Origin of the sequence: Nocardia sp. CC201C (assembly GCF_030010695.1) — a bacterium.
GTDB classification, from domain to species: Bacteria; Actinomycetota; Actinomycetes; order Mycobacteriales; family Mycobacteriaceae; genus Nocardia; species Nocardia otitidiscaviarum.
In genome coordinates this window covers 1-26,659 of sequence record NZ_JASCXP010000013.1, presented here as the reverse complement: position 1 = coordinate 26,659, position 26,659 = coordinate 1, and the positions used below count along the sequence as shown (strand labels likewise).

Here is a 26,659-nt window from a genome sequence, read left to right as displayed (position 1 = left end):
CGGTCTAGCTGAGGTTTCGTGTCGCGGTCGCGGACGGTAGATTCGAACACATGAGCGAAACCGTCGCGGGCGAGGCCACCAGCTACGAGCTGGTCGCGCGGCTGCGGGAGGTACACGCGCGGATCGCCGCCGCCCAGGCCGAGGAGGTGGCGTTGATGACGCGGCTGTATCGGCTGCGGCGCGCCCAGCAGCTCGAGGCCGGGGTCGCGGCGCGGCATGCCGGGGAGTCGGCGGCGACCGAAATCGGTGTGGCGGTGCGGGTCTCGCAGCGCAGCGCGGACGGGCTGATCGCGCTCGGGATGGGATTGGGGCGGTTGCCCGCGACCCGCCGGGCGTTCGGACAGGGGCGCATCGATCTGGCGCGGGTACGCGCGATCCACGACACTCTGGTCAACACATCCGACGACACCGTCGCGGAGTTGGAAGAGACGGTGGTCGCTCGTGCCGAAGGGTGTGATCCCGCGCGGTTGCGGCGCACCATCCGCAAGCGACTGCTCGAGCTCGACCCCGCCGGGCAGGCGCGGCGGCGGCGTGAGGCCGAACGCGAACGGTACGTGGCCGTGCGTGCGGCCGACGACGGGACCGCGCTGGTCGATGCCGTGTTGCCCGCGGCCGGGGGGTGGACGTTGTTCGAACGGTTGCGGGAGATGGCTGTCAGTCAGTGTTGTGCCGCCGATCCGCGCACGATGAACCAGCGGCGTGCCGATGCGTTGGTGGCGTTGGCCGACGGGAGCGGGCAACTGACCTGCGGCTGTGCACTGCCCGAGTGTGCCCGCCGGGACTCGACCACGCCGGTGCCGGTCGCGCGGCGGGCGTTGGTGCAGGTCGGTGTCAGCGCGGCGACCCTGGCGGGGGTGCAGGACAATCCGGGGTTGTTGGCTGGGTTCGGTGCGATCGACGCCGATCTGGCGCGGCAGATCGCCCGCCACGCCCGCTTCCATGTGATCACCGAAACCAGCGACGAAATCAGCAGCGACACCAGCACACCCGACACCGCAGGATCGCCGACCATCGAAACCACCGACGGGAACCATGCACCAGCAGCGGTCGAATTCGCCGACGGCAGTCCTGTCATCGGCGAACTCGCCGACCCTGGCCGTGTACCCGCAGCTCCGGACGCCGCTGAGAACGGCCTAGCCACGATCGATGACACCGCGACCATACCCCCACGCCACATGAATCCCCCACCAACGGCGACGGACTCACCAGAATGGGCGGCGGACTCACCAGAATGGCGATACCGCCCCAGCGCCACCGTCGCCGCCCGCGTACGAGCCCTCGATGGAACCTGCCGGGCTCCCGGCTGCCCGGTCCCGGCCGCGGCCACCGACCTCGACCACCAGCAGCCCTTCGACCACCACTCCCCCACCACCGGCGGACCCACCACCGTGCACAACCTCGGCTGCCGCTGTCGCCGCCACCACCGCCTGAAAACCCTCGCCGACCACGGCATGAACGGGTGGACGGTGACCCACCATCCGCATCGGCGCATCGAATGGCGCACCCCCACCGGCGACACGATCACCACCAGCCCCGAAGGCGCCAAATTCCTGTTCCCACATGCGCCGGTGGCCGCCACCCTAGTGGAACCCGTTGATCCACAACCCGATCCACCGCTACTCGACCCGGGACCGGCGGTCAACGCGCTCACCGAACTACTCCACGTCTACATCCCACCAGGGCGACGACATTTGCGCACTCACCGCGACGTCCATCACACCATCACTGTCGGAGGCACCTTGTGCAGCGTCGGCGGCTCCGATCGGGATGCAGACCGCCCGCCCTTCTGAGTAGAACCGGGACGGACCGGTCGATGTGCACTGGGCAGGAAATGACGGAAACGATGAAAGTCGGTCTCGAACATGCCGAAGCACCCGCGAACACCACTGACCTCGACCGGCTCGCGCGGCTGCTGGAGCAACCTCTACATCAGGTCAACTCATGCCGGTATCGAATTCGCCGGTCTGCACACCGGTTACGAAGGCATCCCACTCGCCAGGCGTGAATACCAGCGCAGGTCCCGCAGAGTCCTTCGAGTCCCTGACTCCCACTACTCCGCCCGCGAGGTGCGCCACTTCCACACACTCGCCCTGTGCACTGCTGTGACTGCTCTTGAACCACTCGGCCTTGGATAGGTCGACGTTCACGCGCGGTACTCCTTTGCCGTCGCCGACACGATGTGCCTGGTCGTGTCGGGATCCAACGCTACACGGCTGATCTCGGCCAGAGCTTCGCGATAACGCGTCACTTCCGCTTCCCGTTCGAGGTAGAGGTCTCCGGCCCATTCCTCGACATAGATCACAGGTGGTTCGGCCATTCCGGTGGCGGGCAACTTGGGAAACTCCAGCAGGACGAACGAACCTACGCGGGAACCCAGGTGCCCTGCCGCATCGAACGAGACCATCCGAACGGTGACGTTCGGCAGTTCACTCACTTCGAGGAGCCGCTCGAGTTGTTCGGCCATCACGCCCCGGCCGCCGATCTGGTCACGAATTACGGCCTCCCACAGGATCACATCCAGGTCGAAGTCGACATCACGCATACGTGACTGCCGCTTCTCCGCGACCTCGATCAGCTTCTCGACCTGCCCGGTCGGCATGTCGGGCGTCTCCAGCCAGGCCATCGCACGGCGATACGCGGGAGTTTGGAGCAGACCGGGCACAATGGCGGTCTTCCATGCGGTGACTTTGCGGGCAGCGGCCTCCAAACCCATGTAGTGATCGAACCCCGGGCGCATCTCATCGGCATAGGCACGCCACCAGTTCTTCTGCGCCGAGTTGAGTTCCTGGGCCAGCCCGAGCATCACTCGGCGGTCCTCGTCGCCCACACCGTATGCATCAGAGAACGCATTGACCCACAGTTGGGGAACTTTGGTTTTCAGACCATCTTCCAGACGCCCGAGAGTTTGCTGTGAGGTCTCCACGATCTGTGCTGCTGCATACCTCGTTAGCCCCGCGCGGGCGCGATGCTGGGCAAGCAGTCGTCCGAGCGCTCTACTCGCAAGGGTCGATCCAGCCATAGCCATTAGCCTCGCTATTGACGGGGGCGAGATTTGGAAGTATCCGAGCTGGGTGTAGCCGTTCTGAAAGTTTGGCATCCCCGCCGTGTTTCGCACAAGGTGGAAGTTCCATCTCTTCGCCGGCGGGTGTCTACTGAGTTCACCCCGGATGGCCGGGAAAACCGAAACCCCCGAGCCGCACCACAACTCGGATCGCTGAGTGTGCCCACGCAGTACGGCGGTTCGGGGAACACGCGAAGTACCGGCCATCAGGGGCTCCATCACCCACACCACTCAGAGGTCGATGATGTTGGTAGCCACAGACAACCCGACGGCGTACGACGACTGCAATCGGGTGCTGATGCCCGTGGAGCGAGGCAGGCACCGCCGGGCCGGGAAGCATCGGAGGTGACCGAGATGGGGATGACGTACGAAGCTCCGCGCGCTGTCGAACTGGCGGACTGCGACCTGGACCCGGCCACGATCCGGACGTTCGAGGAGTCGACAGTGTTTGCGCTGCATCGGGATTGCGGTCCGGAGCGGTGTCGGCTCGCCGAGCGGTGGTCGGCGAACACCAGCGCCTCAGCCGATCCAGGCCCCCACCGCCAGGAACAGGCAGATGAGTACGAGCAGGATGCCCATGAGCGGACCCACGAACCGGACGTAGCGGTCGTAGCGCACCTTCGCCAGGGCGATGCCGCCGGTGACCACCGCCGTGGTGGGGGTGACCAGGTTGGCCCAGCCCGAGGCGGACTGCCAGGCGGTGACGACCAGGGAGCGGGGCACGTTCGCGAAGTCGGCGAGCGGGGCCATGACGGGCATGGCGAGGGTGGCGTGGCCCGAGGTGGAGGGGATCAGGAAGGCGAGGGGGACGTTCACCAGGAAGACGCCTACCGCGAAGAGGGCCGACGAGGTGCCGGTGACGACACCCTCGAGGGCATGTAGGACGGTGCTGGTGATCTGGGTGTTGTTCATGATCACCGTGACGCCGCGGGCGAGGACGATGACTATGCCCGCGCCGACGAAATCACCGAAGCCCTTGCCGATCTCCTCCGTCATGCGGGTTTCGCCGAGACCGCCGACCAGGCCGATCACCACCGCGCCCACCAGGAACAGGGCGGTGAGTTCCGGGAAGTACCAACCCAGTTCCCACGGAAACGGTGCGGCGTCCGGGCCGTTGATCACCTCGGCCCACGGGATGATGGAGAAGATCATGAAGACGAAGGTCAGCGTCACCAGCCACAGCACGGCCTGCTGGCGGCGGGTCATCGGATCCGGTTCGTGGTCTTCGGCTTTCACCTCCCGGTCGCCGGGTTGCCAACCGGACCACGACTTTTTGGGGTCGCGCTGGACGCGGCGCGCGTACCAGAGCACGTAGCCGACGGTGACCGCGGTCAGCACCACCAGCATGACCAAGCGCAGCACGATGCCGTCACCGATGGGGATGCCCGCCGCCGAGGACGCGGTGCCGGTGGCGAACGGGTTCACCGTCGAGCACAGCACGCCGACGCCCGCACCGCAGATGATCGCGCCGACCGCGGTCATGCGGTCGTAGCCCAGGGCCAGCATGAGCGGCACCAGCAGGGCGTAGAAGCCGAGCGTCTCCTCCGCGAATCCCTCCACCGTGCCCGCCAGGGCGAAGACCACCATGATGCCGACGATCAGCAGGAAGGAACGCCGCCGCAGGGCGTAGGCCAGGCGGCCGATGCCGGCGTCGAGCGCGCCGGTGCCGAACGCGACGGTGATGAAGGCCCCGACCGCCAGCACGAACAGGAAGACCGCCGCCGCGCCGTAGAGCGCGCCCGACATATCGGGGCCGACCTGGCCGGTCGCATCGTCCTGCACGCCGTAGAGGCCGTTGATGGGAGCCAGGAACAGATCCCGCAGCCGGTCGCCGACACTCCGCGACTCGTCGAGGCGGTGATAGGTTCCGGCGACGGGGCGGCCGGTGTCGTCGTGGTCGTAGGTCCCCGGCGGAATCACGAAGGCCGCCAACCACACCAGGACCGTGACGCCCGCGAGAATCGTGTACGTGGAGGGGAATGTCCACGTGCGGTCGTGCTCCGGCGATGCGGGATCGGCGGTGGCGGTATCGCTCATCGGCCCGCCCGTTCGGCGAAGGCGCGGGCGAACAGTCGGAAGAACTCCGCCTCCGCCACCGCCACATTGCGCAGCTCGCTGAGCAGCACCCGCTCGTTGTAGCCGTGCATATTGCACTTGGCGTCCTCGACGCCCAGCATGAGCACCTCGGCGTGCGGCGCGGCCGCGGCCAGGGAGTTGGTGAGTGGAATCGAACCGCCCATGGCGGAATCCACCGCGTCGGTCCCCCACGCCTTCGCCATGGCCGCGCGCATGGCGGTGTAGGCGGGGCCGTCGGTTCCGGCCGCGAAACCGGTGCCCACATCGCCGCCGCTGACCGTCAGTGGGATGCCGAAGGGCCGGACCCGGCGCAGATGCTCGATCACCGCGCGCTGTCCCTCCGCCGGGTCCTGCTCCGGGTGCACGCGAACGTTCAGGTAGGCGCGGGCGTAGGGCACCACCGCCGACGCGGCGGTCTCCACGGCCGGGGCGTCGAGTCCGATCACGGTGATCGCCGGGCCGTACCAGATGCGCTCCCCGATGGGTCCGGTGCCGAGCAGCGGCATATCCGGCGTCATCCCGGTGATCTCGGCGAACTCGGTCTCGGTGTAGTCGGCTCCGGTCCAGGTGTCGCGGCGCAGTCCGGGCACCGCCACATTGCCGTCGGCGTCGTGCAGGGTCGCCAGTCCGGCCATGAGCGCCAGCAGGGCATCCGGTGCGGCCCCGCCGAATTGGCCCGAGTGCACGGGCGCGGCCAGCGTCCGCACCTCCACGAAGACATCGGCCACCCCGCGCAGCGCGGTCACCAGGGTCGGCGTGCCCGCCCGCAGATTGCCCGCATCGCAGATGAGCATGGCGTCGGCCTGGAACAGCTCGGGATGCGCGGCCGGATAGTCGTCGAAGTCGGAGCCGTACTCCTCCTGACCCTCGATCACCACGATCACGCCCACCGGCGGGGTGCCGCCATAGGCGCGCAGCGCGGCGATATGGGCGATCACATTGGCCTTGCAGTCGGCCGCGCCGCGTCCGTAGATCGCGCCGTCCCGCTCGGTCGGCCGGAACGGCGGGGTGTGCCACAGTTCCGCGTCACCCGGCGGCTGAACGTCGTAGTGCGCGTACAGCAGCACGGTCGGCGCGTCCTCGGGGGCGGGGATGCGGCCGTACACGACCGGGGCGGTGCGCGGCAGCTCGAGGACCCGAATGTCGCCGACTCCAGCTGATCGCAACTCCTCGGCAACAAAGTCGTGAGCGCGCTGCACATTCTCCCGCGGGTAGTCGGGGAAGGCGATGGAGGGAATCGATACGAGCCGCTCGAGCTTGGCTTTCAGCTCGGGCATGAGGGCGTCTACGGTGGCGGCGAGATCGGTGCGAGGCTCCACGATTCCTCATCGAACCACCCCGCAGGCAAATCTCAGCAAACCTATGGCGAGTTTTATGCAACGGAGATCGGAGCTCCGGCCTTGTAGCGTCGGAACGGCAGACTGGAACGACAGCGGATCACACACGAAGGAGATATCCGTGCGCTTCGGCATCTTCGTCCCGCAGGGCTGGCGGCTCGACCTGGTCGGCATCGACCCGGCCGAGCAGTGGGCGGTCATGCGCGATCTCGCGCGACGCGCGGACGCCAACCCGGATTGGGAGTCGATCTGGGTCTACGACCACTTCCACACCGTGCCGGTGCCCACCGAGGAGGCCACCCACGAGGCGTGGACGCTCATGTCGGCCTTCGCCGCGAGCACCGAGCGGGTGCGCCTGGGCCAGATGTGCACCGCCATGGCCTACCGCAATCCGGCCTACCTGGCCAAGGTCGCCGCCACCGTCGACCATGTGTCGGCGGGCCGGGTGGAGATGGGCATCGGCGCGGGCTGGTACGAACACGAGTGGCGCGCCTACGGGTACGGCTTCCCGCCCGCCGGTGAGCGACTGGGCCGCCTGCGCGAGGGCGTGGAGATCTTCCGGCAGGCGTGGAGCACCGGCGCGGCCACCCTGGACGGCAAGTACTACCAGGTGAACGGCGCGATCGTGCGGCCGCTGCCGATCCAGGAGGGCGGTATTCCGCTGTGGATCGCGGGCGGCGGGGAAAAGGTGACGCTGCGCATCGCGGCCCGGTACGCGCAATACACCAATTTCGCGGGCGAGCCGGAGCAATTCGCCCACAAGTCCGAACTGCTGCGCGGTCACTGCGCCGAGGTGGGCACCGATTTCGACGCCATCACCCGCTCCTCGAATTTCAATGTGGCCATCGGCGCGACCGAGGCGGAAGTGGAGGACCGGCTGGCGGCGCTCACCGCGCGCCTGACCCCATTTGTGGGGGCAGACAATGCGCAGCAGCAGGTCAACGATATGTTGCGGGGCACCGCCGCCGTCGGCACCCCGGAACAGGTCGTCGAAAATCTGTCCCGCGTACGCGGACTCGGCCTCGGATATGCCATTCTCAATTTCCCGGAGGCGGCCTATGACACCTCCGGAATGGAGTTGTTCGAGCGCGAGGTGATCCCAGCGCTGCGCTGAGATCGGGAGAAGGTATGCGGAAACTCGCGGACACGGTGCGGATCTCGGGCTCGGCGGTTCTCGCCGTGATCGCGATGCTGCTGCTGCCGGCCCTGCCGCCGTCGGTCGCGGTGGCGTCGGCACAGACCGGGGAGGTCGATCCGGCCGAGATCGACCGGTTCCTGACGGACTATCTGGCGCGCGCCGGACTACCGGGCGCGGCGGTCGCCCTCACCCACGGCGACCGGGTGGTGCACGTGGCGGGCTACGGCCGCGACTCCACCGGCGCGGCCATCACCGCCGACAGTCCGATGCCGGTGGCCTCGCTGAGCAAATCCTTTGCGGCGCTGGCCGTCATGCAGCTCGTCGAGGCGGGCCGGGTCGATCTGGACGCGCCCGTGCGGCGGTATCTGCCCGAGTTCGGCATGGCCGATCCGCGCGCCGAGTCGATCACGGTGCGGCAGCTGCTGAACCAGACCTCGGGCATGTCCGACCGCGCCTTCCCGGATCTCAAACGGCCCCAGGCGCATTCCCTCGCCGAGGCGGTCGATCGGCTGCACGGCGCGGCGCTGGCCGACGCACCCGGCACCGACTACCACTATCACAATCCGAACTACCAGGTCGCGGCGCGCCTGGTGGAGATGGTGAGCGGCCGGCCCTACGCGGAATACCTGCGCGAGCGGGTCTTCGGGCCGCTGGGCATGGACGCGAGCACCACCGTGGACCGACCGCGGGACGCCGACCTGCCGCGCGGCCACATCCGCCTGTACGGGAAGGCGATCGCGGTCCCCGAGATCGACTGGTTCGTGGGCGGCAGCCACGGCATCGTCACCACCGCGGCGGATCTGGCGCAGTGGCTCATCATGCAGAACAACGGCGGCCGCGGGGCCGGTGGCCAGCAACTGGTCTCCCCCGCCGCCGTCGAACTCATGCACACCCCGCCGCGCGGCTCCCGCTACGCCATGGGCTGGCAGGTCGACGACGCCGAACCCGGACGGCTGTACCACACCGGGTCCTGGTTCACCTACACCGCAGAGCAGGTGCTGCTGCCCAAGACCGGGTACGGCATCGTGGTGCTGACCGATATGGGGATGGCGCTGGAGTCGGACCCGTCGATCATCGGCGACGGACTGGTCGACATCGCCCGGGGCGACCAGCCGACGGTGCGGCGACCGGCCGGAATCTACGCCGACTGGGGACTCGCGGCGGCCACCCTCGCCGTGGCGGTGCTGGCGGCTATCGCGGTCGCGCGCTCGCGCCGCTGGGCGCACCGGCAGCGCGAGATGTCCCTGCCCGGTTGGCTCATCGTGCTGCGGCAGCTGCCGTATCTGACGGCCGTGCCCGTACTGGCCTTCCTGCCCGGACTGGGCAGTTTCGTCTTCGCCGGACGGGTGGGCGGCTTCCAGCACGTGCTCTACGTGTTCCCGGCCGTGCTGGTCTTCCTGGCCGTCGCGGTGGCCGCCGGGGTCACGGTCATCACCGCGCGCGCCGTCCGCCTGTGGACCACCCGGCCCCGGCGGACGGACGGCGCGACGGGTTCGGCTCAGCCGTCCTTGCGGGCGACGCCGCCGTAGGCGCCCGAGCGCCACGGCTCCGCACCGACATCGGCCGGATTCTCCGGCCGCCACAGCGGCAGGTGCACCAGCCCGGGCTCGAGCTGCGTCCAGTCGCCGAAGTAGGTGACGATCTCGTCGCGGGTGCGCAGCGAGATCTCGGTGGAGGTGCGACCGGACAGCTTCTGCCCCTCCAGCACCTCCGCCGGCTGCCCGTCGGCGGTGGCGTGGGTGATGGCCACATAGCTGCCGGGGACACACGGCTTCAGCAGGCGCGCGACGGCACCGGCGGGATCCGCCTCGTCCGGGACGAAATGCAGCACGCCGAGCAGCAGCACCGCCACCGGCTTCGAGAAGTCGATGAGTTCGCCGACCACCGGATCGGTCAGGATCCGCTCCGGATCGGCGACATCGGCCTGAATGATCCCGGCATTCGGATTGCCGCCCAGAATAGCGATACTGTGCGCCACCGCGACCGGATCGATATCCACGTACACCACGCGCGCCTCGGGATTGCGGGCCTGGGCGACCTCGTGCACATTTCCGACGGTGGGAATGCCCGAACCCAGATCCAGGAATTGGGTGATGCCCTCGTCCACCAGGAAACGCACCAGGCGGCGCAGCAGATCCCGGTTCGCGCGCATGGTTTCGGCGATATTGGGAGTGAATGCTTCGATCTGGCGCGCCAATTCGCGATCGATCTCGAAATTGTGCATGCCGCCGACGAAGTAGTCGTATACGCGGGAGGCACTGGGACGATCCAGATCGATCCCCTCGGGAGCCCAACTCGGCCTGGTCATCGCGAACCCTTCTGACAGCGAAAAAGTAAACACATCGTTCGCCTCGTTCACACCATTCACCCGGAACGGTTGTGATTCGCCACGAACAATCAAGCGCCGCAATGGTATCCCAGCGGGAGGTGATTCGCCGCCGTACGACGGTAGGGCTACGATCGATCCCCATGGCGTGGGAAGCCGGGGGTGAGCGGTACTCGGGCGGCCCACACGCCGACCTCGTCGAGCAGTGGGTCGCCGCACTCACCCGTGGCACACGCGATCACGTGGTGCCGATGAGTCGTGCCGAGACCCGGACGCTGCTCACTCGATTCGCCCGCGAACTCGACGCCGCCGCGCGGGATCCGGCATCGGATCGGCGGATCGCGGAACTGGGCGCGGAACTGGCGCGGGCCCACTTCGTGGGTGACGAGGTGCTCGGGCGCAGTGTCGCCGTGCTCGAGGAGTACTTCGCCGAGATCGCCGACGACGTCCCCGCGGACCGGGTGGCCATGCTGCTGGCCGCCTTCACCACCGGCTACGTGCGCGCCTTCCGCGCCTGGCTGCTGGCCGAACAGGAGAGCGTGCGCGTCGCCGACATCACCGCGCGCCGACTCGTCGAACAACGATTACGCGAGAGCGAGGCCCGCTTCCGGGCGGTCTTCGCACAGGCCGGAATCGGCACCGGACTCTCCGATATGACCGGCCGCATCATCGAGGTCAACACCGCGTTCGCGCAGATGCTCGGCTACACCCCCGCCGAGATGCTGCGCCTGTCCGTCACCGATCTGGGCCACCCCAGCGACGATCCCGGCATGTGGAAGCTGTACTCGGGGGTGCTGCGCGGCGATCTGGACAATGTGCAGCTGGAGAAGTGCTATCCGCACAAGGACGGGCACGGGGTCTGGACCAATATCAATGTCTCGCTCATCCGCGACGAGCGCGGCGAACCGCAGTACACCCTCATTCTCGTGGAGGACATCTCCGAGCGGCGGGCGTTGCGCGAGCGGCTGCACTACCGCGCCAATCACGACCAGCTCACCGGACTGGCCAACCGCACCCGCTTCTTCGACGCCCTCACCACCGTGTTCGCCGACCCCGGCGTGCGCGTCGGGCTCTGCTACGTCGACCTCGACCACTTCAAGACCGTCAACGACACCTTCGGCCACGCGGTGGGCGACGAACTGCTCGCCCAGGCCGCCACCCGCCTCACCACCTGCGCCACCGGGCCCGGACAGCTGGTGGCCCGCATGGGTGGCGACGAATTCGTCATCCTGGTGCCGCACAGCGGCGGCGCGGACGAGGTCGCAAGCCTGGCCCGCTGCGTGCTGAAGGCCTTCTCCCGCCCCTTCCACGTGCACGGCTATCGGCTGTCGGTCACCGCCAGCGTCGGCGTCATGGAGGACCGCGCCGGACACACCACCGCCGAGGAACTGCTGCGCTCGGCCGACTCCAGCATGTACTGGGCCAAGGCCGCCGGGCGCGGCCGCTACGAGATCTTCGACGCCGCCCGCAGCCATCGCGAGCACACCCGCGTGGAACTCACCGCCGCCATGCCCGACGCCCTGGCGCGCGGGGAGTTCTTCCTCGACTACCAGCCCATCGTGGCACTGGACGGGTCGGGCATGGTGGCGGTGGAGGCGCTGGCCCGCTGGCGGCATCCCGAACTCGGCATCCTGCCGCCCGCCCGCTTCGTGGACCTGGCCGAGGACAACGGTCATATCGGCGCGCTGGGCTCGCTGGTGCTGCATCTGGCCATCGCGGACAGCCGGGTGTGGAGCGAGCGCTACCCGGCGCTCACGCCACTGGTGAGCGTGAACGTCTCGGCCACCGAGGTCTCCGATCCGGCCTGGCTGGACCTGGTGCAGCAGGCCATCGCGGACAGCGGACTGAAACCCGAACAGCTGCAACTGGAACTGACCGAACGCGCCTTCATGGCCACCACCGGGCGGCCGCTGCACGCGCTGCGCACGCTGGCCGAATCCGGGGTCCGCATCGCCGTCGACGATTTCGGCACCGGCTATTCGAATTTGGCCTATCTCGGGCGGCTGCCGCTGCACACGGTCAAACTGGCAGGCCCGTTCGTGCGGCACCTGCGCACCCCCGATGCCATGGAGGCGGCGGATCTGCGCATCCTCGAGACGATCATCGCGCTGGCGCACGATCTCGGGTACACCGTCACGGCCGAGTGCGTGGAGACACGACATCAGGCCGACCAGCTGCGGGCGTTGGGATGCGATACGGCGCAGGGGTGGTACTTCCACCATCCGATGCCCGCCGCGCGGATCACCGACCTGTTGGCCGAGGCGGAAGAGGCGGCGGCACACCAGCTCTGACCGGCGGCTAACTCTCCCGCTTCGCCCGAGCCCGGCGCTTGCCCTCGTGCATGGCCTGCACCCGTGCCACCGGAATGGTGTGCCCCTCCTCGAGCAGGTCGGCCGGAATTCGTTGCGGCGCGGGCATGTTCTCGGCCCACGGGTCGCGGTCGCCGAGGGTCTTCGGCACGGTGTGGATGGTGAAGTCGCGCGGATGGACACTGCCGAGATCGGCCCAGTCCACCGGGAAGGACACCGTCGTGCCCGGACGGATGCGAGGGCTGTAGGTGGAGACGACCGTGGCACCGGCCGCCCGGGTGGAGTCCAGGAAGACCTTGCCGCCCCGGTCTTCTCGAATGAAGGCGGTAGTGGCCAATACCGGATCGAGGCGTTCGGCACGGGCGGCGATGGCCCGGGTGGCCGCGGCGGCGTCCTCGATGGGCAACCCCGGCTCGATCGGGACGAAGATGTGCACCCCCTTGGAGCCGCTGGTCTTCACGGCTCCCGCGAGCCCGTCGGCGGCGAGGGCGGCGCGCACGAGTTCGGCGGCCCGCACCACCACCGCGAAATCCTCGCCCGCCGGAGGATCCAGATCGAGGATCAGATGCGTCTGCCCCAGGCTGTGGTCCACCGGGACGAGGGTGGGGTGGTACTCCACCGCCCGCTGGTTGCCGAACCACAGCAGGGTGCGGATGTCGTCGCACAGCGCGTAGGTCACCTCGCGGTGGGCGCTGTCGGCCCACAGGGTCACCCGGTTGACGAAGTCCGGCGTGTACTTGGGCAGGTTCTTCTGCATGAACGGGTCCTGGCCCGGTCGCACCCGGACCACGGACAGCGGCCGGTCGTGCAGCTGCCGGATGAGCCGGTCGGCCATGGCCTCGAGGTAGTCGATCAGGTCCCGCTTGGTCGCGTCCGCGCCGTCGAAGAGCGCGACGTCCAGGTTGGTCAGCCGCACGCCCCGCCGGGTCTCTTCGGTGCCCATCGCCTCACTGTAACGGCGACCACCGTCATGCGGCGGCCACCCGATCACGCCAGGCCCGCGGTGGCATGCCGTTCTCGCGGCGGAACACGCGGGTGAAGTAGCCGGGATCGGCGATGCCGACCCGGCGCGCCACCTCGGTGACGGACAGGTCCGGATCGGACAGCAGGCGGCGTGCCTCGCTCATCCGGCGCTCGGTGATCCAGTCCTGCACGGTGCGTCCGGTGCGGCGGCGGACCAGGGTGGTGAGGTAGGCGGGGGTCATGCCGACGACGCGGGCCACATCGCGCAGCGACAGCGGTTCGCCGAAGCGTTCCTCGATCACGTCGAAGACCTCGGCCAGCACGGTCTCACCGCTGCGGCGCAGCTCGCCCACCACATCGGCGGCCAGCCGCGCCATGTCCACCAGCAGCAGGGTCAGGTGAGCGGTGGCGGCCTGCCGGTAACCGGCTGGGCGGGTGGACAATTCCGTCTCGATGGCGGCGATCGCGCGCTCCCACGTCGGCTGTCGATCCGCGGGGAGACGCAGGCGCAGCAGGCCGCCGGCGCGGCCGTGCAGGAACGGGTAGAGCAGCGGGTGTCCCCGCCAGGCGGGCCAGGGCGCGCGGCCCTCGCCGCCCAGGATCGCCGGATCGAAGAAGAGGCCGCGGGCGTCGGTGAAGGTGTGGGTGTCGGTGGTGTCGACCACCTCGCCCAGGCCGACCACGAAGATATCGCCCGCGCGTAGCTCGAACCGGCGACCGGCGGCGCGCAGCAGGCCGCCGTCGCGGATCACGTAGAGCAGCACGGGGAACTCGTGGATGTGGGCGTGACCGGGGGTGGGGCGCGTCGACCGGGTGAAGCGGGCGACCGACAGCGGGGGCATCGCCGGATCCGACCGGTAGCGGTACACCGGCACCCCCGCCGCGTAGCGGACCGGCAGCGCATGCTCGGACATGTAACGAAAGATAGTCCCATTACTGCCGAGAATCGACCAATTCACCAGAGCATCGAGGCCACACCATGGAGGCATGACGAAAAATAATCCCGCTTCGGATATCGATATCGTCCGTGCGATGGGCAACCGGCAGGACTATCTGCCCGCCGCCGGACGCAACGGCCTGCTGCCCTTCTACGATCTGCTGACCCGGGCACTCGGCGTCCCCGCGGTCCATCGCACCCTGATCGCGCGGGCGGGGCTGCGGCCGGGCACGCAGGTCGTCGAAATCGGCTGCGGCACCGGCAATCTCACCGTTCTCGCCAAGGACACCCACCCGGGCATCGAGATCACCGGCACCGATCCCGATCCCCTCGCGCTCGCCCGCGCCGAGCGGAAGACCAAGGGCCGCAGCGGGATCGACTTCCGGCACGCCTACGCCCAGGACCTCCCCTTCCCGGACGCCAGCGTCGACCACATGCTCTCCGCCTTCATGCTGCACCACCTCCCCACCGACGTGAAGTCCGATGCGGCGGCCGAGGCACTGCGCATCCTGCGGCCGGGCGGACAGCTGCACATCGTCGACGTCGGCGGCCGCATGACCACCGCCGACGGCTTCATGGCCCGGCGCATGCTGAAGGGCGGTCACGTCACCGACAATCTCGGCGACGGCATTCCGCGCCTGCTGCGGACGGCCGGGTTCGACGCCGAGGAGATCAGCTGCACCGTCACCCGCCGCCTCGGACGCGTCACCTACTACCGGGCCACCCGCCCCGCATAGCGCACCCGCGACGCGAGAGAGGGGCGCGGGTCACCCCGCACCCCTCTGCTCACGACGACGCTCCGCGCTCAGTCCGCCTGGTCGGGGAAATCCTTCTGCTGGTATCCCCCGCGCAGCGTGCCTTCCACATACGCCGCTCGGCAGGCCCGCCGCGCGATCTTGCCGCTGGAGGTGCGGGGAATCGAGCCCGCGGGCACCAGCAGCAGATCGCGCACCGTCACGCCGTGGCGCTTGGCGATGGCGGCGCGCACCGCCTCGGCGATGGGCCGCGGATCCAATTTCGCCGCGCCCGTACCACGTTCGGCGACCACCACGAGCACCTCACCGGACTCGCCGGGGCCGGATTCGACCTCGGGCGGCAGCTGGTCGGCCGGAACCGAGAAGGCCGCGACGAAGCCCGGCCGCAGCGCGGTGCTGGCCTCCTGCGCGGTGTACTCCAGATCCTGCGGATAGTGGTTGCGGCCGTCCACGATGACCAGATCCTTGACGCGGCCGGTGATGTAGAGCTCGCCGTCGAGATAGGCGCCGAAATCCCCGGTGCGCATCCACTTCGCGCCCGGCGCGGTGCCCTCGGCGTGACTGCCCATGGGCTGGCGGGCGGTCAGGGTGTTGTGGAAGGTCGCGATCGACTCCTCCGGCCGACCCCAGTAGCCGATGCCCATGTTCTGGCCGTGCAGCCAGATCTCACCGACCTCGCCGTCGGGGCGTTCCTTGCCGTTCTCCGGATCCACGATCACGGCCCATTGCGACAGCGCCACATAACCACAGGACACCTGGGCCACGGCGCTGTCGGCGTCCGGCTCGACCGGCGTCATGCGCCCGGCATTGAGCTCCCCGCGGTCGACGTAGACCACGCGGGCCTCGTCCTCGCGCTTGGTGGCCGAGACGAACAGGGTCGCCTCCGCCATGCCGTAGCAGGGCTTGATGGCCGTCCTGGGCAGGCCGTAGGGCGCGAAGGCGTCGTTGAACTTCTTCATCGACGCCACCGACACCGGTTCGCTGCCGTTGATCAGGCCGATCACATTCGACAGGTCCAGCTCCTCGCCCGGCTTGGGCAGTCCGCGCAGCGCGGCGTGCTCGTAGGCGAAATTCGGTGCCGCCGCGAAGATCTCGGCCCCGTCCTCTTGCGCCGCCAATTCCTTGATCCAGCGGTACGGGCGGCGCACGAAGGCGCTCGGCGACATGATGGTGATGAACTTGCCGCCGATGGTCGGCAGGATCACCGTCAGCAGCCCCATATCGTGGAACAGCGGCAGCCAGGTGACGCCGCGCGCGTTCGCCGTGATGCCGATGGCGTCGATCATCTGCAACAGGTTGGTCGCCACCGCCCGGTGGGTGATCTCCACGCCCGCGGGGGTGCGGGTGGAGCCGGAGGTGTACTGCAGGTAGGCGACGCTGTCGATGTCGAGTTCCGGGCGCACCCAGGTCTGGCCGACGGTGTCCGGAATCGCCTCCACGGCGAGGATGCGCGGCCGCTGCGGCGCGGGCAGGTGGCGGAACAGCTCCCGCACCCCCGCCGCCGCCGAACCGACCGTGAGGATGGCCGTGGGCTCGCAGTCGCCCAGCACCGCGTGCAGCCGATCCGAATGGCCCTGCTCATCCGGATCGAACAGGGGTACGGCGATATTCCCGGCGTAGACCGCGGCGAACATGCCGACGATGTAGTCCAGGCCCTGCGGGGCCAGGATCGCCACCCGGTCGCCCGGCCGCGTCACCTGTTGCAGCCGGGCCGCCACGGCCCGCAGCCGGACGCCGAACTGCCGCCAGGTGAGCTCGTGGTACTCGCCGTCGCGTTCCCGCGAATAGTCGATATAGCGGTAAGCGAGATCGTCCTGATTCGTCTCGCTGTGTTTGTCGACGACGTCGATCAGGGTCCAGTCGCCCGTGATCTTGATATTGCCGTGCTCGTCCAGATAGTCATCGAAGGTCTCGCCGATCATTCCCTATCCTTTTTCAACGCACTCCATCGTGCAGTGACACCGAACAAAGATCGACACACACCAAAGCTGGGAAACAGTAGCAGGTGTGGTGATCGGCGACACTCAGTACCGGCCGAATGCCAGCGCGACGTTGTGCCCGCCGAATCCGAAGGAGTTGTTGACCGCGTAGTCGATTCGCCCCGTTCGGGCCTGCCCGCGCACGACGTCGAGATCGATTTCCGGGTCCAAATTGTCCAAATTCAGCGTGGGTGGGATCACCTCGTCGCGAATGCTCATCACGGTGATGACCGATTCCAGCGCGCCCACCGCGCCGATGGAGTGCCCCAAAGCGGATTTCGGGGCGTACACCGAGGCGTGGTTGCCGATCGCCTTGTGGATGGCGTTGCACTCGGCGGTATCGCCGATGGGCGTGGCGGTGGCGTGCGCATTGATATGCGTGACATCGGTTTTCGTAATGCCCGCGGTCTCCAGCGCCCGGGTCATGGCCCGCGCCGCGCCGGTGCCCTCCGGATCGGGGGCCACCAGATGGAAACCGTCCGAGGTGATTCCGGCGCCCATGAGGCGGGCGTGGATGGTCGCACCGCGCGCCTTGGCGTGCTCCTCGGTCTCGATCACCATGAGCGCACCGGCCTCGCCGAAGACGAAACCGTCACGGTCCGCGTCGAACGGGCGCGAGGCCGACTTCGGGTCGTCGTTGCGGGTGCTCATGGCCCGCATCATGGTGAAGGCCGCGATGGGCAGGGCCTGGATGGACCCCTCCACGCCGCCGGTGACGACCATGTCGGCATCGCCCATGACGATCATGCGCCAGGCATTGGCGATCGCCTCCGACCCCGAGGAACAGGCCGAAACCGGGGTCGTCACACCGGCCTTCGCACCCAACTCCAGACCGACGCAGGCGGCGGGGCCATTGGGCATCACACACTGCACGGTCAGCGGGGACACCTTGCGGTAGCCGCCCTTGGACAGTTTGTCGCGGGCCACGATCAGCGACTCCGCGCCACCGAGACCGGTGCCGATGGAGACGCCGAGGCGGTTGGTGTCCACCTCGGGATTGCCGGCGTTTCGCCAGACCTCGCGGCCGAGGACCGTCGCCATCTGCTCGACATACGACAGCCGCCGCACCTCACCCGGGGTGAGGGAGGCGCCCGGAGACACCTTCAGGTGGCCGCCGATGCGCACCGGCAACTCGAAATCGTCGATGAAGGAATCGTCGAGAACATCGATTCCGCTCTCGCCGCTCAGCAGTCCCTTCCAGGTGGAATCGATATCACCCGCAATGGACGTGGTGGCCGCGAGGCTGGTGACGACGACATCGGGGAAGCCGTCCGCGCTCGTATAAGAACTCATCTGTCGCTCACTCTCCGTAACACGCCTGGTCAGTGGCCATAACGCCCCGCGCGCACGGGCGGCGGGAGCGGGAAAGCGGTGGTGCGGAAAAAGCTCGAAAACTACGGTCGCCGGAAGATTGCCCCACATTATCGGGCGTCGATCGAACCGGTCTCCCCGGCGACACGCACGTGAACCCTACACAACCCTCGCCTTGACGCCGCAGAACCCGTCTGGGACAGTGGCGACCAAGACGATCGGGTGTGGGTGTGAGGACGTGACTGTGGCCGGAACCAGACGCAAGGGGATCGCACGCGGGGCCAGACTGGCGGCCCTGCCGATGAGCATCATGGCCAAACGCGCCGCGGCCCTCGGTACCCGGATCATCACCGGGGCCGAGCGCGGCGAACTCGACGAGAAACTTATCGCCGAGGCCGCCGACCAGGTGTTCACCGTGCTCGGCGAACTCAAGGGCGGGGCCATGAAGGTCGGGCAGGCGCTGTCGGTCATGGAGGCCGCGGTACCGCCGCAATTCGCCGACCGCTATCGGGAGGCCCTGGTCAAACTCCAGGCCGAAGCACCGCCCATGCCGGAGGCGGACACCTACCGCATGCTGACCCAGCAGCTGGGCACGCGGTGGCGCGACCGCTTCCGCTCCTTCGATCCGAAACCCGTGGCGGCGGCCAGCATCGGACAGGTGCACCGGGCGGTGTGGTCCGATGGCCGCGATGTCGCGGTGAAGGTGCAGTACCCGCACGCCGAGGAGTCCCTGAAGGCGGATCTGGCGCTGCTGAAGATGTTCTCGTCGGTGTTCAACCTCATCCTGCCCGGGGCGGATGTGAAGGAACTGGTCGACGAGTTCATCGACCGCACCCACGACGAGCTCGACTACCGCATCGAATGCGACTATCAGCGGCGGTTCGCCAAGGCGCTGGGGCCGGACGATCCGAAGTTCTTCGTACCCAAGGTGGTCGCCTCCGCGCCCAAGGTCATGGTCACCGAGTGGATGGACGGGATGCCGCTGTCCAAGGTGATCACCGGGGGCGATCGGGAACAGCGCGACCGCGCCGGAATCCTGCTGTGGGAGTTGGCGGTATCGTCGCCCGCACGGTTCGGCATCCTGCACTGCGATCCGCACCCGGGCAACTTCCGGCTGCTCGAGGACGGGCGGCTGGGCATCATCGACTTCGGCGCGTGCACCGAAACACCCAACGGGCTACCGTCTTTCATCGGCGAGACCGCGCGCTACCTGCTGGCGGAGGACTTCGACAGGGCGGTCGACGTGGTACGCCGCTCCGGGTTCGTGAAGGAGGGCACCACCGTCGATATCGGCCCGCTGCAACGCACGCTGGGGCCGCTGGTGGCGCTGCTACGCGAGGAGGAGTTCCACATGACCCGGCAGGTGCTCCAGGATCAGGCGCAGCGCTCCATGGACGTGCGCAATATGTCGATCAACAACGCGCTGGCCTTCAAAGCGACACCGGAGTTTCCCGAGATGCCGATGATCGGGCGGGTGCTCGGCGGGGTGGCGGGCATCTGCGCGCAACTGGACACCACGGGGCCGTTCCTCGCCCTGGTGCGCGAATGGGTGCCGGGATTCGTCGAGACCGACGACGCGGCCTGAGACCGGGAGCGCAGACGCGGCTCATGGCTCATGGCTCATGGCTCATGGCTCAGAACAGCGTCATGGGGTCCGTCTGCTCGGGCTCGGGCAACTCGGGCAACTCGGGGACGCGGGTGCGTACCTCCTCGTGGAACGCCCGTGCCAGCGGTAGCGAACTCGCATTGTCGGGGGTGTGGATGAAGACCGTCGGAGATCGCCCCTCCCGCAACCACTCCGCCGTGACATCCACCCACGGCCGCCAACCGGCGACGGTGCGATCGTCGTCGTCGCGACCGTGGTAGCGCACGATCGGGAACTCGGTGAGCGCCGCGGTGCGGCGCGGCAGATTCGGCTTCTTCGACCGCGCCTCGTACTCGGCGGGACTGGTGGCGGGACCGTCGAAAAGTATTGCGGTGTCGAACGGTATCCACTCGGCGTCGACGGTCGCCAGCGCGCGCTCCAACTGCTGGGCGGCTCGCTCGTCGGTGAAGAACGCCGGATGCCGGACCTCCACCGCGCAGCGGCCGGGAAGGGTCCGCAGGAATCTCGCCAGTGTGCCGAGATCGCTCGGGCCGAACGAGCCCGGGAGCTGAACCCAGAGCGCGTGCAAACGTGGGCCGAGAGGTTCGACGGCGTCCAGGAAGGTCCGCAATTCCCGCTCGGCTCCGTGCAATCGGCGCTCGTGGGTGACGGTCTTGGGGAGTTTGAGGACGAAGCGGAAGTCGGGGGCGGTCTGCTCGGCCCACTGCTCCACCGACTTGCGGGCGGGGGTGGCGTAGAAGGTGGTGTTGCCCTCTACCGCGTTGCACCAGGTCGCATAGCTGTGGAGGCGGCGTGAGGGGGTGGGTTGGTGATCGCGCCAGGCCGGGTGGGTCCACATTGCGCATCCGACGTGCAGTTGCATGGACATGACGGTAGCGGGGGCTCTGACCGGGTCACGCATCGCGCAGGGCTTCCACCTGATACCGGTGCAGGCCCCGGCGTCCGATCATGCGGGCAGGTTCCGGTCACCGATCTCGATGAGCAGGCGATGTGACACCGAACCACAGATACTCAGACAAGAAATGTCCCATTCTTCGGCTCAGCTCTTGCCTCGAAACCATCCGAATGTCAGCTCGACGGCCCGCCGCCAGTTCTCGTATTCGGTTTCCCGCAATCCGGCTTCCATGGCGGGAATCCACTGCGCCGCTACTCGCCGATTGCTACGCAGACCTTCCAGATCCGGCCAGTACCCCACTGCCAGTCCGGCCGCGTAAGCAGCTCCGAGGGAGACGGTTTCGGCGACTATCGGCCGTTGCACGGGGATGTCGAGTACGTCGGCGATGATCTGCATGAGCAGGTTGTCGGAGGTCATTCCGCCTGCCACGCGCAGGGATTGGGCGTGCAGGCCGGAATCGGCGTTCATGGCCTCGACCACGTCGCGGGTCTGCCAGGCTGTCGCTTCCAGGACCGCTCGGGCGATGTGGCCCTTGGTGACGTAGGAGGTGAGGCCGATGAGCAGGCCGCGGGCGTCGCTGCGCCAGTGGGGTGCGTACAGGCCGGAGAAGGCGGGGACGAGGTAGCAGCCGCCGTTGTCTTCCACTGTGCGGGCGAGGGTTTCGATTTCGGGGGCGGAACCGATGAGGCCGATGTTGTCACGCACCCACTGGACCAGCGAGCCGGTGACGGCGATGGGGCCCTCCAGGGCGTACACCGGTTCCTTGCCGACCTGGTAGCCGATGGTCGTCAGCAGTCCGTGTTGCGAACGGATCAGCTCGCGGCCGGTGTTCATCATGAGGAAGCCGCCGGTGCCGTACGTGCATTCGGTCTCCCCGGGCGCGAAGCAGGTCTGGCCGAACAGGGCCGCGTGCTGGTCGCCCAGTGCCGCCGCTATGCTTATGCCCGGCAGCACTTTTCGAGCGGTGCCGAACGACCCGGTGGACGGTTCGATGCGCGGCAGCATCGCCTTCGGGATGTCGAAGAACCGCAGCAACTCGTCGTCCCAGGCCAGGGTGTCGAGATTCATGAGCAGGGTGCGGCCCGCGTTCGTGACGTCGGTGACGTGCTCGCCGCCGTCGACGCCGCCGGTCAGGTTCCAGATGAGCCAGGTCTCCATGGTGCCGAACAGCACCTCGCCGCGGTCGGCGCGGACGCGCAGGCCGGGCACCGTATCCAGCAGCCAGCGCAACCGGGGAGCGGCGAAGTAGGTCGCCAGCGGGAGGCCGCAGAGTTCCCGGACACGCTGCGCCCCGGGCATTTTCGAAAGCTCCCGCACCACCGGCTCGGTACGCACGTCCTGCCAGACGATGGCCCGGCCGATGGGCACCCCGGTGCGCCGGTCCCACACCACGGTGGTCTCGCGCTGATTCGCGATGCCGACGGCCGACACCTGGTCGATCTCGATACCCGAATTCCGCAGGGCGGCAGGCACTATGCGTTCGACATTGCGCCAGATCTCCTGCGCGTCCTGCTCCACCCAGCCGGGGCGCGGGTAGTGCTGGCGGTGCTCGCGCTGGGCCACTCCGGCCAGGCGGGCGCGCTGGTCGAACAGGATGCACCTGGTCGATGTGGTGCCCTGGTCGATGGCCAGCACATACCGTTGCGTCATTCCCGGCTCCCGAGGTTACGTTCGAATATCACTGGACCGAATATCACTGCGCCGCACCGAGATCCCGTGACACCGCATGCGCCGCGTCGCGGACGCGGTCGACCAGGGGGCGGCGCGGGTGCGACCGGGCGTCGCAGAGCCGGTCCACGGGGCCGGAGATGCCGATCGCGCCGACCACCAGGCCGCCGCGGGAACGGATGGGGGCCGCGATGCCCGCCTCGCCGGTGTGGAACTCCTCCATCTCACCCGCCCAGCCGGCGCGGCGCACCTCGGACAGGGCCCGGTTCAGCGTGCCGCGGTCGGTGATGGTGCGGTAGGTCGACGCGGTCAGGGTCGCACCGCGCAGACCGGCGGCCAACTCCGCGTCGTAGGCCAGCAGCACCTTGCCGAGGGCGGTGGCATGCGGCGGCAACGACTCCCCCACGGCCAACGCCTGTTCGGTGTTGTCGGGACGGAAGACGTGGTGCACGACCACCACCGCAGCGTGCTGGGGCGCGGCGATGCGCACCGCTTCCCCGGTGCGTGCCGCCAGGGCGTCGGCCCAGTTGATGGCGCGCGAACGCAGTTCGTTCGCGTCCAGGTAGCCGCCGCCGAGTTGGTCCAGCGCCGCGCCCAGGAAGTACTTGCCGGTCGCCGGGTCCTGGTCGACGAAGCCGACGCCCTGCAGGGTGCGCAGGATGCCGTGCGCCGTCGGCTTGGCCAGGCCGAGCGCCGCCGCGATCTCGCCGACGCCCATGCGTCCGGAGCCGCGCGCCAGCAGGCGGAGCACGGCGGCGGCGCGCTCGATGGACTGGATGGGACCCGGCACGTCACGAACCTATCCGTTCGGAATTCGCCGGACGGTAGCGACACCTGTGACCGAGCAGCCACCGAAACGTTCGACATTGTCGAACGCGTCCACTGTTGAGCGCACTCATCGACTCGTAGATTCGTGGTCGAACGTGGCCGCCACCCGCGTCCACCAGGGCATACGACGGGCTCAAAGGTGAGCCTTTCGAAAGGGACACGATGAGCCGATACATCGGAGCCATCGACCAGGGAACGACGAGCACTCGTTTCATGGTCTTCGACCACGATGGCAACGAGGTTGCCCGCCACCAGCTCGAGCATGAGCAGATCATGCCGCACGCCGGGTGGGTCGAGCACAATCCGGCCGAGATCTGGGAGCGCACGCGCACGGTCGTCAAAACCGTGCTCACCTCCTCGAACCTCTCCGCCGCCGACCTGGCCGCGGTCGGCATCACCAATCAGCGCGAGACCACCATCGTGTGGGACCGGCGCACCGGCCGCCCCTACTGCAACGCCATCGTCTGGCAGGACACCCGCACCGATCGCATCGCGGCCGAACTCGACCGCACCCACGGCGAACTCATCCGCCGCAAGACCGGCCTGCCGCCCGCCACCTACTTCTCCGGCGGCAAGCTGAAGTGGATCCTGGAGAACATCCCGGGTGTGCGAGAAGACGCCGAGCGCGGCGACGCGCTGTTCGGCACCCCGGACACCTGGCTGCTGTGGAACCTCACCGGCGGCATCCACGGCGGCGTGCACGTCACCGACCCCACCAATGCCTCCCGCACCATGCTCATGGACCTGGAAACCCTGGACTGGGACGACGAATTGCTCGCCGTGTTCGGGGTGCCGCGGGCCATGCTGCCGACCATCGCCCCGTCGTCGAATCCGGAGATGTTCGGGCTCACCAACCCCGACGGCCCGTTCAAGGGCGCGGTGCCGCTCACCGGCATTCTCGGCGATCAGCAGGCCGCCACCGTGGGACAGGTGTGCTTCCGGCCCGGCGAGGCCAAGAACACCTACGGCACCGGAAACTTCCTGCTGCTCAACACCGGCACCGATATCGTGCGCTCGCAGCACGGACTGCTCACCACCGTGGCCTATCGGTTCGGCGACGACGCGCCGGTGTACGCACTGGAGGGCTCCATCGCCGTCACCGGTTCGGCGGTGCAGTGGCTGCGTGATCAGCTCGGCATCATCGCCGGGGCCACCCAGAGCGAACTGCTCGCCAGCCAGGTGGCCGACACCGGCGGGGTGGTGTTCGTGCCCGCCTTCTCCGGACTGTTCGCGCCCTACTGGCGCTCCGACGCCCGCGGCATCATCATCGGCCTGTCGCGCTACAGCACCAACGCCCACATCGCCCGGGCCACGCTGGAGGCCATCGGCTACCAGACCCGCGACGTGGTGGAGGCCATGGAGGCCGACTCGGGGGTCAAACTCGACACCCTGCGGGTGGACGGCGGCATCACCGCCAACGAACTGTGCATGCGGTTGCAGTCCGACATCCTCGGAGTTCCGGTGTCGCGCCCCGTGGTTCGCGAGACCACCGCGCTCGGCGCGGCCTACGCCGCCGGGCTCGCGGTCGGATTCTGGAGCAGCACCGACGAACTCGTCCGCAACTGGCACGAGGACAAGCGCTGGGAACCCACCTGGTCCGAGGAGCAGCGCGAAAAAGGTTACGGCCGTTGGAAGAAGGCCGTGGCGCGCACCCTCGACTGGGTCGATCTCGACGACTGATCCCCGGCCCCCACAAGACTTATCACCCTGGAGAACAAGGAGATTCCCGTGTCTGCACGCTTGGATCGCGCCTACCGCGACGACGCCATCGCGCACCTGGAGGACACCGAGATCGACGTCCTCGTGGTCGGCGGCGGCATCGTCGGCGCCGGGGCCGCCCTGGACGCCGCCGCCCGCGGCCTGAACGTCACCCTGGTGGAGGCCCGCGACTGGGCGGCCGGTACCTCCAGCCGCTCCAGCAAGCTCATCCACGGCGGGCTGCGCTACCTGGAACAGCTCGACTTCGCGCTGGTGCGTGAGGCTTTGAAGGAACGCGGCCTGCTGCTGAACAAGATCGCACCGCATCTGGTGCACCCGGTCTCGTTCCTGTTCCCGCTCCAGCATCGGGTCTGGGAGCGCGCCTACATCGGCGCGGGCGTCGCCCTCTACGACACCCTCGGCGGCGCGCGGGCAGTGCCCATGCACAAGCACCTGACCCGTTCCGGCGCACTGGAATTGGCCCCGGCGCTCAAGGACGACGCGCTCACCGGCGCGATCCGCTACTACGACGCCCAGGTCGACGACGCCCGCTACGTCATGACGCTGGCCCGCACCGCCGCCAAGCACGGCGCGACCGTGCTCACCCGCACCCGGGTGACCGGCCTGCTGCGCGAGGGGCAGCGCGTGATCGGCGCGACCGTCATGGATCTGGAGACCGGCCGCGAATACAACGTGCGCGCCCGCAGCGTCATCTCCGCCACCGGCGTGTGGACCGACGAGATGAACCGGATGACCGGCGTGGACTTCCCGTTCCACGTGCGCATGTCCAAGGGCGTGCACATCATGGTGCCGCGCGAGCGGCTGAACATGGACACCGGCATCATCATGCGCACCGAGAAGAGCGTGCTGTTCGTGATCCCGTGGGAGCAGCACTGGATCATCGGCACCACCGACACCGACTGGGCCTTCGACAAGGACCACCCGGCCGCCAGCGCGGCGGATGTGCGCTACATCCTCGACCACGTCAACACCCTGCTGAAGGAACCGCTCACCGAGGACGACATCGTCGGCACCTACGCCGGGCTGCGTCCGCTGCTCTCGGGCGCCTCCTCGGACACGTCCAAGCTGTCGCGGGAGCACGCGGTGGCCGAGCCGGTGCCGGGCCTGTTCGTCATCGCGGGCGGCAAGTACACCACCTACCGGGTGATGGCCGCCGACGTGGTGAACGCCGCGGTCGAGGGGCTCGGCAGCGGTGTCGCCGACTCGGTGACCGAGCATCTGCCGCTGCTCGGCGCGGCCGGATACCAGGAGATGCTGGCCGATATCCCGGGCGTCGCCAAGGACGCGGGCCTGCCGGTGCAGACCGTCGAGCACCTGCTGGGCCGCTACGGCGCGGTGGCCAAGGATCTGTTCGAGCTCATCGCCCGCGATCCCGCACTGCGCCACCCGATTCCGGGCGCGGAGGACTACATCGGCGCGGAGGCCGTCTACTCGGCCACCCACGAGGGCGCGCTGCATCTCGACGACATCCTGACCCGCCGCACCCGCATCTCCATCGAGGTGGCCGACCGCGGTCTCCGCGCCGCCGCCGCGATCGCCGAACTGGTGGCCCCGCACCTGGGTTGGGACGCCGAGCGGACCAGCGCGGAGGTCAACCGCTACAACGACCGGGTGCACGCGGAGCTGGCCGCCAACGAAGCCCGCGACGACGAGTCCGCGAACGCCGCCCGGCTGGTGGCCGCCCGCTGATCGGCCGCCGCCGTACCCCTTCACGCCGCGCCGCCCGCGCCGCGGGGGAGGCGGGGGCCAAA

The 26,659-nt window shown here is 68.5% G+C and carries 20 protein-coding genes; 8 read left to right on the top strand and 12 right to left on the bottom strand.

Translation table 11 applies throughout. The features are described from left to right. The first annotated feature begins 50 nt into the window (after positions 1-50). The gene (locus tag QK444_RS02890) at positions 51-1,790 is read left to right on the top strand and encodes an HNH endonuclease signature motif containing protein (protein WP_282776752.1); all 1,740 of its coding nucleotides are present in this window, start codon (positions 51-53) and stop codon (positions 1,788-1,790) included. A gap of 144 nt (positions 1,791-1,934) precedes the next feature. Here the strand turns inward: QK444_RS02890 and QK444_RS02885 are convergent, their stop codons facing one another. The 4 genes from QK444_RS02885 to QK444_RS02870 all read right to left on the bottom strand — a co-directional run bounded on the left by QK444_RS02885 (position 1,935) and on the right by QK444_RS02870 (position 6,456). Then, a complete protein-coding gene (locus tag QK444_RS02885; RefSeq protein ID WP_282776751.1) occupies positions 1,935-2,147 on the bottom strand; it encodes a DUF397 domain-containing protein in 213 nt (70 codons plus the stop codon). After that, positions 2,144-3,019, bottom strand: coding sequence for a helix-turn-helix transcriptional regulator (locus QK444_RS02880; protein ID WP_282776749.1), 876 nt, complete (start codon positions 3,017-3,019; stop codon positions 2,144-2,146). Before QK444_RS02880 ends, QK444_RS02885 begins: the two co-directional genes overlap by 4 nt. Before the next feature lie 561 nt (positions 3,020-3,580). Then, entirely contained in the window at positions 3,581-5,098 is a 1,518-nt protein-coding gene (locus tag QK444_RS02875; RefSeq protein ID WP_282776747.1) for a YfcC family protein, read from the bottom strand. After that, positions 5,095-6,456, bottom strand: a complete 1,362-nt coding sequence (locus tag QK444_RS02870) for a M20/M25/M40 family metallo-hydrolase (protein ID WP_282776745.1) — start codon at positions 6,454-6,456, stop codon at positions 5,095-5,097. Before QK444_RS02870 ends, QK444_RS02875 begins: the two co-directional genes overlap by 4 nt. Before the next feature lie 139 nt (positions 6,457-6,595). Between QK444_RS02870 and QK444_RS02865 the strand changes: the two genes are divergently transcribed. Both QK444_RS02865 and QK444_RS02860 read left to right on the top strand, forming a co-directional pair. After that, a complete protein-coding gene (locus tag QK444_RS02865; RefSeq protein WP_282776744.1) occupies positions 6,596-7,588 on the top strand; it encodes an LLM class F420-dependent oxidoreductase in 993 nt (330 codons plus the stop codon). A gap of 14 nt (positions 7,589-7,602) precedes the next feature. Then, positions 7,603-9,141: a serine hydrolase domain-containing protein gene (locus QK444_RS02860; RefSeq protein ID WP_282776742.1), complete on the top strand. Its 1,539-nt coding sequence runs from the start codon at positions 7,603-7,605 to the stop codon at positions 9,139-9,141. Here QK444_RS02860 and QK444_RS02855 read toward each other — a convergent pair. Beyond that, the gene (locus QK444_RS02855; protein ID WP_282776741.1) at positions 9,111-9,920 is read right to left on the bottom strand and encodes an SAM-dependent methyltransferase; all 810 of its coding nucleotides are present in this window, start codon (positions 9,918-9,920) and stop codon (positions 9,111-9,113) included. The genes QK444_RS02860 and QK444_RS02855 overlap by 31 nt on opposite strands. 161 nt (positions 9,921-10,081) lie before the next feature. Here QK444_RS02855 and QK444_RS02850 point away from each other — a divergent pair, with 161 nt between their 5' ends. Next, positions 10,082-12,229, top strand: a complete 2,148-nt coding sequence (locus QK444_RS02850; RefSeq protein ID WP_282776739.1) for an EAL domain-containing protein — start codon at positions 10,082-10,084, stop codon at positions 12,227-12,229. 7 nt (positions 12,230-12,236) lie between these two features. Here QK444_RS02850 and QK444_RS02845 read toward each other — a convergent pair whose 3' ends face one another. After that, positions 12,237-13,190 carry an ATP-dependent DNA ligase gene (locus QK444_RS02845; RefSeq protein WP_282776737.1) on the bottom strand — a complete coding sequence of 318 codons (954 nt, stop codon included), beginning with the start codon at positions 13,188-13,190 and terminating at the stop codon, positions 12,237-12,239. 25 nt (positions 13,191-13,215) lie between these two features. Continuing rightward, positions 13,216-14,124, bottom strand: coding sequence for an AraC family transcriptional regulator (locus QK444_RS02840; protein ID WP_282776736.1), 909 nt, complete (start codon positions 14,122-14,124; stop codon positions 13,216-13,218). Between the two features lie 73 nt (positions 14,125-14,197). On the opposite strand from QK444_RS02840, the gene QK444_RS02835 reads away from it, so the two are divergent. Further along, positions 14,198-14,884, top strand: coding sequence for a class I SAM-dependent methyltransferase (locus tag QK444_RS02835; protein WP_282776734.1), 687 nt, complete (start codon positions 14,198-14,200; stop codon positions 14,882-14,884). Between the two features lie 68 nt (positions 14,885-14,952). Here QK444_RS02835 and fadD32 read toward each other — a convergent pair whose 3' ends face one another. Next, positions 14,953-16,821 (bottom strand): long-chain-fatty-acid--AMP ligase FadD32, encoded by a 1,869-nt coding sequence (gene fadD32 / locus QK444_RS02830; RefSeq protein ID WP_282776775.1) that lies wholly within the window; start codon positions 16,819-16,821, stop codon positions 14,953-14,955. 105 nt (positions 16,822-16,926) lie between these two features. Beyond that, complete coding sequence (locus QK444_RS02825; RefSeq protein WP_282776732.1) at positions 16,927-18,174, bottom strand: KasA/KasB family beta-ketoacyl-ACP synthase; 1,248 nt, start codon at positions 18,172-18,174, stop codon at positions 16,927-16,929. Positions 18,175-18,436: 262 nt separating this feature from the next. Here QK444_RS02825 and QK444_RS02820 point away from each other — a divergent pair, with 262 nt between their 5' ends. After that, positions 18,437-19,777 carry an AarF/ABC1/UbiB kinase family protein gene (locus QK444_RS02820; RefSeq protein ID WP_282776731.1) on the top strand — a complete coding sequence of 447 codons (1,341 nt, stop codon included), beginning with the start codon at positions 18,437-18,439 and terminating at the stop codon, positions 19,775-19,777. A 49-nt stretch (positions 19,778-19,826) separates the two neighbouring features. Here QK444_RS02820 and QK444_RS02815 read toward each other — a convergent pair whose 3' ends face one another. From QK444_RS02815 to QK444_RS02805, 3 genes are all read right to left on the bottom strand, one after another. Next, positions 19,827-20,660, bottom strand: a complete 834-nt coding sequence (locus QK444_RS02815; protein ID WP_282776729.1) for a DUF72 domain-containing protein — start codon at positions 20,658-20,660, stop codon at positions 19,827-19,829. Between the two features lie 177 nt (positions 20,661-20,837). Continuing rightward, positions 20,838-22,343: a glycerol kinase GlpK gene (gene glpK, locus QK444_RS02810; protein WP_282776728.1), complete on the bottom strand. Its 1,506-nt coding sequence runs from the start codon at positions 22,341-22,343 to the stop codon at positions 20,838-20,840. Positions 22,344-22,386: 43 nt separating this feature from the next. Further along, on the bottom strand, positions 22,387-23,151 hold the full coding sequence (locus tag QK444_RS02805) for an IclR family transcriptional regulator (protein ID WP_282776726.1): 765 nt from the start codon (positions 23,149-23,151) through the stop codon (positions 22,387-22,389). Between the two features lie 200 nt (positions 23,152-23,351). Between QK444_RS02805 and glpK (QK444_RS02800) the strand changes: the two genes are divergently transcribed. Both glpK (QK444_RS02800) and glpD read left to right on the top strand, forming a co-directional pair. Continuing rightward, positions 23,352-24,869 carry a glycerol kinase GlpK gene (gene glpK / locus QK444_RS02800; RefSeq protein WP_282776725.1) on the top strand — a complete coding sequence of 506 codons (1,518 nt, stop codon included), beginning with the start codon at positions 23,352-23,354 and terminating at the stop codon, positions 24,867-24,869. Between the two features lie 48 nt (positions 24,870-24,917). Continuing rightward, positions 24,918-26,597, top strand: coding sequence for a glycerol-3-phosphate dehydrogenase (glpD, locus tag QK444_RS02795; protein ID WP_029926585.1), 1,680 nt, complete (start codon positions 24,918-24,920; stop codon positions 26,595-26,597). Positions 26,598-26,659: the final 62 nt, after the last annotated feature.

Excerpts from the sequence above, each read along its gene's own strand:
- QK444_RS02890 (WP_282776752.1), top strand. The coding sequence starts at position 51 with ATGAGCGAAACCGTCGCGGGCGAGGCCACCAGCTACGAGCTGGTCGCG.
- QK444_RS02880 (WP_282776749.1), bottom strand. The coding sequence starts at position 3,019 with ATGGCTGGATCGACCCTTGCGAGTAGAGCGCTCGGACGACTGCTTGCC.
- QK444_RS02875 (WP_282776747.1), bottom strand. The coding sequence starts at position 5,098 with ATGAGCGATACCGCCACCGCCGATCCCGCATCGCCGGAGCACGACCGC.
- QK444_RS02860 (WP_282776742.1), top strand. The coding sequence starts at position 7,603 with ATGCGGAAACTCGCGGACACGGTGCGGATCTCGGGCTCGGCGGTTCTC.
- QK444_RS02855 (WP_282776741.1), bottom strand. The coding sequence starts at position 9,920 with ATGACCAGGCCGAGTTGGGCTCCCGAGGGGATCGATCTGGATCGTCCC.
- QK444_RS02850 (WP_282776739.1), top strand. The coding sequence starts at position 10,082 with ATGGCGTGGGAAGCCGGGGGTGAGCGGTACTCGGGCGGCCCACACGCC.
- QK444_RS02845 (WP_282776737.1), bottom strand. The coding sequence starts at position 13,190 with ATGGGCACCGAAGAGACCCGGCGGGGCGTGCGGCTGACCAACCTGGAC.
- QK444_RS02840 (WP_282776736.1), bottom strand. The coding sequence starts at position 14,124 with ATGTCCGAGCATGCGCTGCCGGTCCGCTACGCGGCGGGGGTGCCGGTG.
- QK444_RS02835 (WP_282776734.1), top strand. The coding sequence starts at position 14,198 with ATGACGAAAAATAATCCCGCTTCGGATATCGATATCGTCCGTGCGATG.
- QK444_RS02825 (WP_282776732.1), bottom strand. The coding sequence starts at position 18,174 with ATGAGTTCTTATACGAGCGCGGACGGCTTCCCCGATGTCGTCGTCACC.
- QK444_RS02815 (WP_282776729.1), bottom strand. The coding sequence starts at position 20,660 with ATGCAACTGCACGTCGGATGCGCAATGTGGACCCACCCGGCCTGGCGC.
- glpK (WP_282776728.1), bottom strand. The coding sequence starts at position 22,343 with ATGACGCAACGGTATGTGCTGGCCATCGACCAGGGCACCACATCGACC.
- glpK (WP_282776725.1), top strand. The coding sequence starts at position 23,352 with ATGAGCCGATACATCGGAGCCATCGACCAGGGAACGACGAGCACTCGT.